Below are 12289 nucleotides of genomic sequence, written 5' to 3' on the forward strand. Positions count from 1 at the left end.
CCATGACCGAGCGAACGACCAAGACCGGACAAACGACCAGGACCGGACAGAAGGGCATGAGCGGCCTGGCGGCGGGGCTGCTGGCTTATGTACTTTGGGGCTTTTTCCCGATCTATTTCCACCCGCTGCTCGGCATACCCGCGCTCGAACTGATGAGCTGGCGGATCATCTTCACATTGCCGGTATGTCTGGCGATCGTCTTCGCCACGGGCCAGGGTGCGGCGCTTCGCGACGCGGTGGCAAGGCCCAGGGTGCTGGTCCGCCTTCTGCTGAGCGCGGCCGCCATCGGCTTCAACTGGTTCATGTACCTGCTGGCGATCGAAACCCACCAGGTGCTGGGGGCCAGCCTGGGTTACTACATCACGCCACTGCTCAGTGTCATGATGGGCGTCGTCCTGCTCGACGAGCGGTTGAGCCCGCGGCAATGGCTGGCCGTCGGGTTCGCGGTGGCGGGAATCGTCGTCCTGGCCGCGGGCGCGCTTTCGATGCTGGGCGTGGCGCTGGCCATGTCTGTCAGCTTTTCCCTTTACGGCCTGATCCGCAAGTTCGTGCCTGTGCCTGCGGTCGTCGGTTTGACGGTCGAAACCACGGCGCTGTTCCTGCCGGCCCTCGCCATCGTCCACCATGCGGCCGCCACATCGGGCGTTTACGTTCTGGCGCAGGGGGGCCTGGTGCCCTGGCTGCTCGCGGGAACAGGCGTGGTCACGGCCGCGCCGCTGATGCTGTTTGCCGTGGCCGCGCGCAAGCTCGATCTTTCGACCTTCGGTTTCGTGCAGTTCCTGTCGCCTACGATCATATTCGTGCTCGGCGTCACGCTGTTCGGCGAACCGCTCGATCCCGCGCGCGTGGCCTGCTTCGTGCTGATCTGGTGCGCGATCGTGCTGTTCCTGTGGGATCTGGTGCGCCGCCACAGGGCATGAACGTTCCGCCCGGCGGACCTTATACCAGGCGCCAGGCGAGTGTCTCTCCCGCGTGGAACGGCACCAGCACAGTGCCCCCCGCCTCGATCTCGTCGGGTACGGTCGCGCCGCTCTTTTCCAGCGTCACCGTGCCTTCGTTCAGCGGCAGGCGATAGAACCGGGGCCCGTTCTCGCTGGCAAAAGCTTCGAACCTGTCAAGCGCGCCTTCCTCGTCGAACACCGCAAGATAGCTTTCCAGCGCAAAAGGTGCGTTGAACAGGCCGGCGCAGCCGCAGGCGCTTTCCTTGAGGTGCCGCGCATGCGGCGCCGTATCGGTGCCCAGGAACACGCGGGAATGGCCTGACGTCGCCAGCTTGCGCAGCGCCAGCCGGTGCTTTTCGCGCTTGGCCACGGGCAGGCAATAGGCGTGCGGGCGCATGCCGCCAACCAGCATGGCGTTGCGGTTGATGTGCAGGTGCTGCGGCGTGATCGTGGCGCCCACGTTTTCCCCCGCGCTTTCCACGAACTGCGCGGCTTCTTCGGTTGTGATGTGCTCGAACACGATCCTGAGCGCGGGAAAATCTTTCACCAGGCGGCCCAGCGTCCGTTCTATGAACACCGCCTCGCGGTCAAAGATATCGACGTGGCTGTCGGTCACTTCGCCATGGATCAGCAGCGGCATGCCGATCTTCTGCATGCGTTCGAGTACCGGATAGATGTTGTCCACGCTCGTCACGCCGTGGGCAGACCCGGTGGTGGCATGGGCGGGATAGAGCTTGGCCGCGGTGAATACCTCCCCGGCATGGCCGCGTTCCACTTCGTCGGGATCGGTATGGTCCGTCAGATAGAGGGTCATCAGCGGGGTGAAGTCGCTGCCTGCGGGCAGAGCGGCAAGAATGCGCGCGCGATAGGCGGCAACCCCGGCCACGTCGGTCATCGGCGGCGAAAGGTTGGGCATCACGATGGCGCGGGCGAACTGGCGCGCGGTATAGGGTGCCACGCCCTGCAGCATCGCGCCGTCGCGCAGGTGAACGTGCCAATCGTCGGGGCGGCGGATGGTGAGAGTCGTTTGCGTGCTCATGCCTTCCCCTTAATCGCAAGCGTTCCTATCTGTCACGCATGAGCAACCCGCGCCCCTCCGCCCAGCCCCGCCTGTTCGACCGCGCGCTTGTGCGCGTGGCCCCCGCCGCGCCCGGCGAAGACGTTGCCGCCTTCCTGCAAGGGCTCGTCACCAACGACATTCAAGGCCCGCTGCCCGTCTGGGCCGGGCTGCTGACGCCCCAGGGCAAGGCCCTGTTCGATTTTCTGGTCTGGCCCGATGGCACGGATGCGCTGCTGCTCGATTGCGAGGCCGCGGTTGCCGATGCCCTGGCAAGGCGCCTGTCGCTTTATCGCCTGCGCCGCAAGATAACCATCGCCGTGGCGGACGGTCTCGGCGTCTACTGGCAAGGGCACCCGGGCGATGGCGGCGCTGCCGATCCGCGTCTGGCCGCCCTGGGCCAGCGCTGGATCGCACCGGTGAGCGAAGACGATATCGCCGTCGACGGGCAATGGCGCGAACACCGCCTGAAACTGGGCGTCACCGAGGGCCAGGCCGAACTGGGCAGCGACCAGACGCTGTGGCTGGAAGCCAACGCGGCCGAACTGCATGGCGTCAGCTTTACCAAGGGCTGCTATGTCGGCCAGGAAAACACCGCCCGGATGAACTGGCGGCAAAAGGTCAACCGGCGCCTCGCCGTGGTGCCCCTTGCCCAGTCAGACCCGGTGCGCCAGCGCGTTGCCTATCCTGACCTCGGCCTGGCGGTGGATCATCTGCGCGTCGATGCCATCGCTCATCCGCCCCGCTGGCTGGAAGCGGCATTGTCCGGCGACCCGGGCTGACGTCACGCCCGGCTCTGCGCCCGCCAGCGGTTCACGGTGCGCGCCACGCTTTCGGCTTCGCCGCCGCTCTGGCTCCAGAGCTCGCTGAACGAGGGGTCGGCCGAGGCGGGGCGACGCGTTGCATCAAGATCGTCGAACGCTACCCGGATGGGGATCGCCACGCCTTCGCCGCAGATGATGCATTCGCGGTTGCGCAGCGCGGGAATGGCATCGAGGAACCCGCGCGCGCCTTCGGGCATGGCCGCGCGCACGAACTGCTGGTCGCGATCGTTGTTGAGACGCATGGCGATGATCGTGCCGCATTGCGACAGCACGCCTTCGGCAAGATCCGAGGGGCGCTGGGTGATCAGGCCCAGCGAAACGCCGTATTTGCGCCCCTCCTTGGCGATGCGCGAAAGGATGCGGCCGACCGATGAACCGTCGGAATTGCGCTCGTTGGGCACATAGCGGTGCGCTTCCTCGCATACCAGCAGGATCGGGCGCGTGGTTTCCCGGCGTGACCAGATCGCGTAATCGAACACCAGGCGGCTGAGCACGGCTACCACTGTCGAGGTGATTTCCGACGGGACACCGGAAACGTCGATGATCGAAATCGGCTTGCCGTTGGCCGGCAGGCGGAACAGCCGCCCGACGAATTCGGCCATGGTATCGCTGACCAGCATGCCCGAAAACATGAACTGATAACGCGGATCGTTGCGGATTTCCTCGACCTTGCCTTTCACCCGCATATAGGGGACCGAGCTGTGCCCCTTGTCGAGTTTGCCCATTTCGTTCTGCAGGATGTTGCACAGGTCCGACAGCAGATAGGGAATGGGCGAATCCTGCGTGATGCGCCCGGCCTGCTCGGCGAGCCGATTTTTCTGCCTGGCCATCAGCAGGCACTTGCCCAGGATATCGGCGTCGATCTGCCGGTCGACGCCGGTGGCAGTCAGGAACACTTCGCAATGTTCCTCGAAGTTCATCAGCCAGTAGGGCATCTGCAGGTTCGACACGTCGAACAACTGGCCGGTTTCGCGGAAGGCCGACATATATTCGCCGTGAGGATCGATCATCACGATATGGCCTTCGGGCGCCATGTCGCAGATGCGGTGCAGGATCAGCGCGGCCGCGGTCGATTTGCCGGTGCCGGTAGAACCGAGCAGCGCGAAATGCTTTCCGAGCAGCGGGTCGATATAGAGGCCGGCGCGAATGTCGCGCGTGGGGAACACCGTGCCGACAGTCACGTTGGCGCGGCCGTCGCTGGCATAGATCTGCCGCAGATCGGCGCTGGTGGCCGGATAGACCAGCGCGCCCGGGATGGGGAACCGGGTGACCCCGCGGCGAAAACCGCGCATCCGACCGGTCGCCGGATCTTCGTCGCCTTCGCCCAGGAAATCGAGCGCCGCCAGAGCGCCGCCCTCAACCTTTCCATCGCGCCGCTGGTTGCGCACGGAGCCGAGCAGCCAGCCCTTGCCCGCCCGCACTTTGATCTGGCTGCCCACCTGGCCGGCCAGCGCCACCGTCGGGTCGCTGTCGTCCATGCAGTCTTCCAGCCGATGCAGATCGAGAGCGATGGCGCTGCCCGATCCCGCCACGTCGACCACCACCCCGATCGGGCTGAGCGCGCATTCCGAAGGCGGCGGATCCTGCGGCTCTGCGGCGGGGAATGCCGGATCGGCCAGGACCCCGGCCAGGGTCAGCTCTGCGGGCCGGGGGGCAGGGTCTGCCGAAACGAAAACCTGCCTGCTCATATCGGTCATAAGAAAACTCGCCCAGCCTTTGCTGCGCGAAACCTAGGGTCCGGAAGGTTAACGTTGGACTAAGCCACGATTGCAGCCCGCGCCCCGCGCCTCATACCAGCGCGAACAGGCGCCCGGCGATCCAGCCCATGCCCACCGAAACCAGCACGGCAAACAAGCCGTAGAGCAGGCCGTTTCCTTCCGCCTGATCGGCGACGAAGCGCTCGAAACCCTGCTTCGACACCTCGACGCGCGTGACCGCCGAAGTGATCACGCGGCCCTGCCGGATAGCGAACGTTTCGGCAGTGTAGGTCCCGGTCCGCACTTGCGAGGGCAGCGCGATGCGCGCCTGATAGAGCACCTGGCCGCTGATCGTCACGCCGTGGCCATCCTCGCGATAAAGGCCCTGCCGGCGCATCAGATCGACCAGACCATCGGCAAAATGCCGCTGTCGCGCCGGATCGATCGCCCCGATCGGGGAAAGCTGCAACCGGTCGAGGCCCAGTTCATAGATCGCTGCGGTCTTGTCATCGACGATCTCGCGCACCGGCCGCGACGATGCCAGGGCAAAGAAACTGGGGGCGGAGCGCAGCTCGCTGCTTGCCGCGTTGACCCAGATTCCCGCCACCTTGCGCTTTTCGCGCAGCACGATGGATTGGACCGGTCCTTTCAGCACTACGACGATATCGTAATCCTGCGCCGCGCGCGTGCCTCCCGGATCGAGGATCGCGCCGAAGAGCAGAAGGTCGGCCCCGGTGAAGCCCTGGCGCACTTCGACCTGGTGTTGCGAAATCTCCGGCACGAGGATCGGCGCGCGTGCCCCGCCGAGCACGAGCCAGGCCGGCAGCGCCAGCAGGATGGCCGCCATGGCCCGCGCTCCGCTCACAACGGCACCACGGTAAAGATTTCGTCCGGACGATAGCCCAGGCCCAGCGCCATGCGCAGCGCCACGGCCAGAACGATCAGGGCCAGGATCAGGCGCAGTTGCTCGGGCCTGGCCTTCTGCGCGAACTGCGCGCCGAACTGCGCCCCGGAAACCGAACCGACGAGAAGAAGCCCGGCCAGGACGATATCAACGGCGCGCGTAGTCAGCGCGTGCATCATCGTGGTGGCCATGGTCACGAACAGGATCTGGAACAGCGACGTACCGACGACCACGTTTGTGCTCATGCCCAGGATATAGAGCATCGCGGGAACCAGGATGAACCCGCCACCGATGCCCATCAACATGGTGAGAATGCCCGTGGCCATGCCCAGAACGAGCGGCGCCAGGGGCGAGATGTACAGCCCCGAACGATAGAACCGCCAGCGCAGCGGCAGGCTGGCCACCAGGGGATGGTGCCTTCGCCGGCGCGCCGGCTGGGCCATCCCGCGCCGCTGTGCGCGCAAGGCTGCGACGCTTTCATGCGCCATCAATCCGCCGATACCGCCCAGCAGCAGAACGTAAAGGATGTTGATGACCGTATCGATCTGGCCCAGCGCCTGCAGCAGGCGGAACAGCACGGCGCCGATGCCCGTGCCCAGCACGCCGCCCGCCACCAGCACCGCGCCCATGTGATAATCGATCCCGCCGCGCCGGGCATGGGCAAAGGCGCCCGAAACGCTTGCCCCGGTCACCTGGCTGGCCGCCGAAGCCGCCGCCACGGTGGGCGGCACGCCGTAAAAGATCAGCAGCGGCGTGGTCAGAAACCCGCCGCCCACGCCGAACATGCCAGACAGCAGCCCGGTGATCGCGCCAAGGCCGACGATCACCAGGCCGTTGACCGCCAGATTGGCGATGGGAAGGTAGACATCCATCGCCTGCCCTCCTAGCGCGGCCGACCGCGCAAAGGAACCGCCACCGGCTTCATCCCACGAAATTCACCGTGTTTGCTTAACGATGGCCGGATGGCACTGTGGGGGCGCGCCGCCGGCAGGCCGGGCGCCACCGGTCGGCCCTGCTTTGGCGCGCCGGCGTTGCGTGCAAGCCGCAGCTGGTTCGTCCATGAGTCGCCTGCCATCCAGACAGCCGTTGCATCCAATATGGCAGGCGTTTGTCCACTCAAACCCATGAAAGAATGCCGGAGGAACCTTTGCACACAAAATTAATCACGATGCATTCACGCGCGGCATTTTCGTCGGCGCAATCTTTTCAATATAAGGTAATTTTTTTCAGTAATTTGCACCATCCCGTCATATTGCAGTTCGTTCGTCCCGACCAAACGGTAATACCGGCGCGTGCCCGCACACCGTCGGTGTAGCTGTAATCGCAACAGACCGGCCGCGAATTAATGTTAATCAAAACACCGTATCGCTGCTTCGTAGAAATTGGAGCAGCGCATGTTCGCGGTTTATGAATGTGTTGTGCGTCAGCACGATTTGACGACCGTGATTCATGCCGCCCTATGCTGGGTGATCGGCAGTTTCGCCCTGTTCTTTCTGCTGCAGCGTTCGCGCGAATGTTCCTGTCATCGCGCCGGCCAATGGTCGGCCCTTGCGGCCATGGCGGGCGGCATCAGCGTCTGGACAACGCATTTCGTGGCGATGCTGGCCTATGACGGCGTCTTGCCGATGAGCTTCGACATTGCGCTCACGGGAATTTCGACCCTGCTGTGCATCGCCTTTTTCGTCAGCGCGTTGACGGTACTGGGCCGGAATAGCAGTGTGGGCCGGGCCATCGCCGCCGGCATCATCGCGTCGCTGGGCGTGGGCATCATGCACTTCACCGGCATGGCGGCGGTCATCGTGCCGGCACGGATCGTCTATGACTGGAACATGGTGGCTGGCGGGTTCCTGGTCAGTTGCCTCGGTTTCGCGCTCGGCTTTCTGGCGTTCAACCGCTTGTCGGGCTGGCGACAGCTCGTCGTGCCGGCGCTATGCGCGCAGGCTGCCGTCCTTGCCCTGCATTTCGTGGCCATGACGGCGACGCGATTCCTTCCCGACGCCCGGATCCTGACGATGGGCGGCGTGCCCAATTCGCAGTGGCTGGTCACGGCGACGCTTGCCGCGACCGTTCTGGTCGTGCTGCTGATTGCCATCGGTGCCGTGCTGGACAGGTTGCTGACCGATCTGCGCGGCCTTGCCGATGCGACGATGGAAGGCCTGGCGATCGTGCAAGACGGCGTCGTGGTCTACAGCAACGCCCGGTTGCAGCGGATGCTTGGCGTGCCGGAAGCCGCTCTGTCCGGTTCTCCCCCCGGCGACTGGTTGCTGGGGCCGGACGGAAAGCCGCTTGCATATCCGGTCGGCAAGGCGGTCGAATCGATACCGATCGCTGCGCAGCCGGATCAGGTGTTCGAAGTCGAAGCGCACCCGATCGAGTATCGTGGACGGGATTGCGAGGTCCTGGCTGTCCGTGATCTGACGGAAAAGAAGCAGGCGCTGCGTGAGATCGAGTTCCTGGCGCAGCATGATCCTTTGACGCTGCTGCCCAATCGTGCCCTGATCGAAAACCGCATATTCCGATTGATCTCCGATGCCACGCATCCTGGTCAATGCGCTTTGCTGGCACTCGATCTCGATCGGTTCAAGGCGGTCAATGACATCTTCGGCCACGCGGTGGGCGACGAAGTTCTGCAGCGCGTCGCCAAAATTCTGCAAAGCGTCATCCGGCCCCGGGATGTGGTGGCGCGCATCGGCGGCGACGAGTTCCTGATCCTTCAGGTCGACGGGCCGCAACCACAAGCGGCCCAAGCCCTTGCCAACCGCATTCTCGCCACCTTTGCCGCGGAAATGAACGTCGCGCTCGATCCGACAGCCGTTGGCGTTTCGATCGGCATTTCGTTTTATCCCAACGACGCGAGCAGTGCCGAGGTTTTGCGCCGCAATGCCGACGTCGCGCTGTACCGGGCCAAGGGCAGAGAGCGCGGCACGGCGTGTTTCTTCGACGCGGGCATGGATGCTGAAATCCGCGAGCGACGGGAACTCGAACAGGACCTGCGCCACGCGCTCGTGCGCGACCAGTTCTCGCTGGCATACCAGCCGCTGATCGACACCGTCGACGGCGCGATTGTCGGCTATGAAGCGCTGCTGCGGTGGACGCATCCCGTCCGCGGCGACGTGCCGTCCGAAATCTTCATTCCCATTGCCGAAGAGATCGGCCTGATCCTGCAGATCGGCGAATGGGTGCTGCGCAAAGCCTGCCGCGACGCGCTAGGCTGGCCCAGCGAAGTGACGCTGGCGGTGAACGTCTCGCCGATCCAGGTCCAGCTCGCCAACCTGGGCAGCGTGGTCCAGGCGGCGCTTGCCGAAACGGGCCTCGACCCTACGCGCCTGGAGCTGGAGATCACCGAAAGCGCGCTGTTGCGAAACAAGGGATCCACTGTCAAAATGCTGCATGAAATCAAGGCGCTTGGTGTCAGGATCGCGATGGACGATTTCGGCACTGGCTATTCGTCGCTCAGCAACCTGCGCAGTTTCCCGTTCGACAAGATCAAGATCGACCGCAGCTTCGTTTCGGCGATGTCCGATGACGCCGCGGCGCGGTCGATCATTCGTGCGATCGTCGGCCTTGGCCGCAGTCTGGACTTGCCCGTGGTGGCCGAAGGCGTCGAAACGGAAGCGCAGCGACGGATGGTCACCGAAGAAGGCTGCTCGCAAGCGCAAGGATATTTCTTCGGCAGACCGGTCCCGGTCGATGCGCTGCCCGTCGCAAGCCCGGGAAAACCGGTCAACATCCGGCGTTATGCGGCGATGCGCAAGAAATAGGGCGAAGAAATGGGCGCGGCAAGGAACAGTGCGGTCGCCGGCTCCGGATTTGCAGTGGCAGGATCGTCAGTTTCCGGCCGTCTCTGCCGAAAGCGGGATCGGGGCGCTGGCCGGCTTGTGCGGTACCAGAGCAATGCCGACCACCGGCAGAACAAAGTGCAGCAGGGTCAACCGCAGCATGGCCCAGCCGCCAAGCACCAGCCCCAGCGTGCGCAGGGGCCGTCCGCGCCGCGCCGGGCGGGCACGCCGCTTGGCACCGGTGTCGATCATGCGGTTGCGATCCGCAAACGCCGTTGAACATGGGCTTCATGTTCCCAGGCCACACTGCCGGTCCTGAGCGTCGAAAGATAGGCGATCACGGCCCGCCGCGCCGCCAGGATGACGATGGCGTGGCGCAACGGCGTGCGGACGATCGCGCGCAGCCCCTCGCCCCAGCCGTATTCGCGCCCGGTGAGCAGCCCGCACAGGATCAGGCGCCATACGATCGCCACGGCATCGAACGCCAGCAGGCCGGTCATTCCCGGGTCCGGATCGGGTGCCGGCAACAGGCCTCTCGCCCGCCCCAGGGCCACGATCGGCAACAATGCGAACCAGCCGTAAACGGTCAGCAGCACCATGGCCACCATCGGCCCGCGCCGATCGCGCAGCCGCATCCACAGGTCGGGCAGGCTGGCGCGCCAGCCCATCCGATCCCATCCTTGCAACGCGATGCCGTGCATCCAGCGCGCTTTCTGGCGCAACACGGTGTCGAAGCAGGTCGGGAACAGCCTGCGGGTGGCGATCAGCTGGCCGCGCGCGTCACGCACCCGAAGAACCCGCGTGACACCGCCGATGTCCGCAAGGGCCAGGCCGAATTCGTAATGTTCGGTCAGGCTGTCGGCTGCGAACGGGCCGTGCCCCTGGCCAAGCCTGGCCATGGTGGCAAGCACCGGCCGCGCGATCGCGCAGCTTGCGCCGATCATGGGCGCACCCCCGCCCAGCCAGTTGCGCACGGCCATGACGCGGGCCTGCCTGGTGGCAAACTCATCGCAATAGTGCCCGGCGATCCAGCGCGATCCGGCCTGCGGTTCCGGGCGCACGGGCAGAACCACGCAATCCGCATCGTCGAGCGCAGCGTCGAGCAGGTCCAGGGCCAGGGGGTGCACCATATCGGCTGCGTCCTGCACGATCACGCTGCGCACGCGGACGCCGCTGCGTGCTTCGTCAGCCATCAGCGCCGCATAGAGACGGTTGAGGCAATCGGCTTTGGTCGTCGGCCCGTGGCGATCGTGTACCACGATGCGCAACCGCGGATCGTGGGCACTGTGCATGATCGCCGCCAGCGTTGCGGGATCGTTGCGGTAGCAGCCGACATAAAGCCGCAGGCCGGCATGGGGCCAGACCGCCAGGCAATGTTCGATCATCGCGGCCACCACGGCCGCTTCGGCCCAGGCGGGCACGAAGACCGCAGCAGTTCCGCGCAGGCCAGCCGCATCGCTATCCCCAGCCGCATCGCTATCCCCAGCCGCATCGCTATTCATCGCCTGCCGCCCCGCAGGCGCGACAGGGTCACTCGGCAGATGCCTGGTGCCAGCGCGGCCGGTGATTTTCAGCCAGGCCCACAGCGCGTCGATCCCCCACTCCTCGCACGCGCCGATGGCCAGCCAGACTGCAGCAAAAAGCAAAAGCTCGCGCTGTAGCACATCCAGCCACAGCCAGGCCGTGGACAGCGATAGCATACCCAATTTGCCCTTACCCCCGTTTGACGGCAAGCACCCCCAATGCCAACCTACGGCGCGGCGCGACCCATGGCAACGTGGGCAACTCTCAGGAATGATTCGAATATGGCACGATCGCAGCATGCCGACATGCGGCCCAAATCGGCACTGCGCCGGATGATGCGCAACGAAGCCGCGCCCGGCGTCCTGCTGATGATCTGTGCGGGCCTGGCGATCGTTCTGGCCAACTCGCCGCTGCATCACGCGTTTCATATGGTGCTGCATGCGCCACTGCCGCATGCGCTCCTGCCTAGGCTCGACAGCGTGCATGCCTGGATAGACGACGGGCTGATGGCTCTGTTCTTTTTCGTGGTCGGGCTCGAAATCAAGCGCGAGGTCATCAACGGCGCGCTGTCCGATGCGCGGCGGCGGCGCCTGCCGGTGCTTGCCGCGCTTGCAGGGATGGTCTTGCCGGCCGTGGTCTTCCTGGCGCTTAGCCGGGGCGACCCGGAACTCTATCGCGGCTGGGCAATTCCCGCGGCCACCGATATCGCCTTTGCCATGGGTGTGCTTGCGCTGGTCGGCCGCCGCGCGCCGCCATCGATCCGTCTGTTCCTGCTTACGGTGGCGGTGGTGGACGATCTGGGCGCGGTCATGGTGATCGCGGTTTTCTATACCGGCACGGTGCTTTGGGCCTGGCTGGCCGCGGCCGCGGGTGTCTTTGCCATTCTGGTCCTTGTCAACCGCGCGGGGGTGACCCGCATCCGGCCCTATGCCGTCCTTGCCGTGGTGCTGTGGCTGTGCGTCCTGCAATCGGGCGTCCACGCCACGGTGGCCGGGGTGCTGGCTGCCCTGACCGTGCCGATCGGGCTCGACGCGCGGGGCGATAGTCCCCTGCTGCGGCTGGAACACCGGTTGGTGCCGGTCAACGGCTTTTTCGTCGTGCCTTTGTTCGGTCTTGCCAACGCCGGGGTGGAGCTGGGTGAGACGGGCCTCGCGGGCCTGTTTGCGCCTTTGCCGCTGGCGATTGCCGGGGGGCTGTTCCTGGGCAAGCAGGCGGGGATACTGGGCGCAGTTCTGGCGGCAGAACGCCTGGGTCTGGCACCGCGCCCCGCCGGTGCAGGCATCCTGCACCTGTGGGGCATGGCGCTGCTGTGTGGCGTGGGCTTCACGATGAGCCTGTTCATTGCCGCCCTGGCTTTTCCAGCCCATCCCGCTCTTGCGGAGGAAGCCAAGCTGGGCATTCTTGGTGGATCGCTGCTGTCGGCCCTGGCCGGGGCGGCAGTGCTGCGGCTCGCACCCCGCGCGGCGGCATGATCGGCGCGCCCGGCCAGCGCCCGCGTGATCGACGCCGCCGATCTTTGTAAACCCGCAATTGCATGAAACTTTCATGTATCTATGGCGTATG

General features: G+C 65.4%; 10 protein-coding genes. 4 read left to right on the forward strand and 6 right to left on the reverse strand.

Annotated elements, in window-relative coordinates:
- Window positions 1–2 precede the first annotated feature (2 nt).
- A complete protein-coding gene (gene rarD / locus AC3EDY_RS10575; RefSeq protein WP_488572459.1) occupies window positions 3–920 on the forward strand; it encodes an EamA family transporter RarD in 918 nt (305 codons plus the stop codon).
- Window positions 921–939: 19 nt separating this feature from the next.
- Here rarD and pyrC read toward each other — a convergent pair whose 3' ends face one another.
- A complete protein-coding gene (pyrC, locus tag AC3EDY_RS10580) occupies window positions 940–1980 on the reverse strand; it encodes a dihydroorotase (protein WP_488572460.1) in 1041 nt (346 codons plus the stop codon).
- A gap of 38 nt (window positions 1981–2018) precedes the next feature.
- Here pyrC and ygfZ point away from each other — a divergent pair, with 38 nt between their 5' ends.
- Window positions 2019–2780, forward strand: a complete 762-nt coding sequence (gene ygfZ / locus AC3EDY_RS10585; RefSeq protein ID WP_488572461.1) for a CAF17-like 4Fe-4S cluster assembly/insertion protein YgfZ — start codon at window positions 2019–2021, stop codon at window positions 2778–2780.
- Window positions 2781–2782: 2 nt separating this feature from the next.
- Here the strand turns inward: ygfZ and AC3EDY_RS10590 are convergent, their stop codons facing one another.
- From AC3EDY_RS10590 to AC3EDY_RS10600, 3 genes are all read right to left on the reverse strand, one after another.
- Window positions 2783–4519: an ATP-binding protein gene (locus AC3EDY_RS10590; protein WP_488572462.1), complete on the reverse strand. Its 1737-nt coding sequence runs from the start codon at window positions 4517–4519 to the stop codon at window positions 2783–2785.
- 91 nt (window positions 4520–4610) lie between these two features.
- Window positions 4611–5366: a TIGR02186 family protein gene (locus AC3EDY_RS10595; protein WP_488572463.1), complete on the reverse strand. Its 756-nt coding sequence runs from the start codon at window positions 5364–5366 to the stop codon at window positions 4611–4613.
- A 14-nt stretch (window positions 5367–5380) separates the two neighbouring features.
- Window positions 5381–6295 (reverse strand): sulfite exporter TauE/SafE family protein, encoded by a 915-nt coding sequence (locus AC3EDY_RS10600; RefSeq protein ID WP_488572464.1) that lies wholly within the window; start codon window positions 6293–6295, stop codon window positions 5381–5383.
- Window positions 6296–6865: 570 nt separating this feature from the next.
- On the opposite strand from AC3EDY_RS10600, the gene AC3EDY_RS10605 reads away from it, so the two are divergent.
- The gene (locus AC3EDY_RS10605) at window positions 6866–9184 is read left to right on the forward strand and encodes a bifunctional diguanylate cyclase/phosphodiesterase (protein ID WP_488572465.1); all 2319 of its coding nucleotides are present in this window, start codon (window positions 6866–6868) and stop codon (window positions 9182–9184) included.
- Between the two features lie 66 nt (window positions 9185–9250).
- Here AC3EDY_RS10605 and AC3EDY_RS10610 read toward each other — a convergent pair whose 3' ends face one another.
- Window positions 9251–9454 carry a hypothetical protein gene (locus AC3EDY_RS10610; protein WP_488572466.1) on the reverse strand — a complete coding sequence of 68 codons (204 nt, stop codon included), beginning with the start codon at window positions 9452–9454 and terminating at the stop codon, window positions 9251–9253.
- On the reverse strand, window positions 9451–10902 hold the full coding sequence (locus AC3EDY_RS10615) for a glycosyl transferase family protein (RefSeq protein ID WP_488572467.1): 1452 nt from the start codon (window positions 10900–10902) through the stop codon (window positions 9451–9453). The genes AC3EDY_RS10610 and AC3EDY_RS10615 overlap by 4 nt, the downstream gene beginning before the upstream one ends.
- A gap of 105 nt (window positions 10903–11007) precedes the next feature.
- Between AC3EDY_RS10615 and nhaA the strand changes: the two genes are divergently transcribed.
- Entirely contained in the window at window positions 11008–12198 is a 1191-nt protein-coding gene (gene nhaA, locus AC3EDY_RS10620) for a Na+/H+ antiporter NhaA (protein ID WP_488572468.1), read from the forward strand.
- Window positions 12199–12289: the final 91 nt, after the last annotated feature.

This window comes from Novosphingobium sp. DS6-6 (assembly GCF_057784975.1).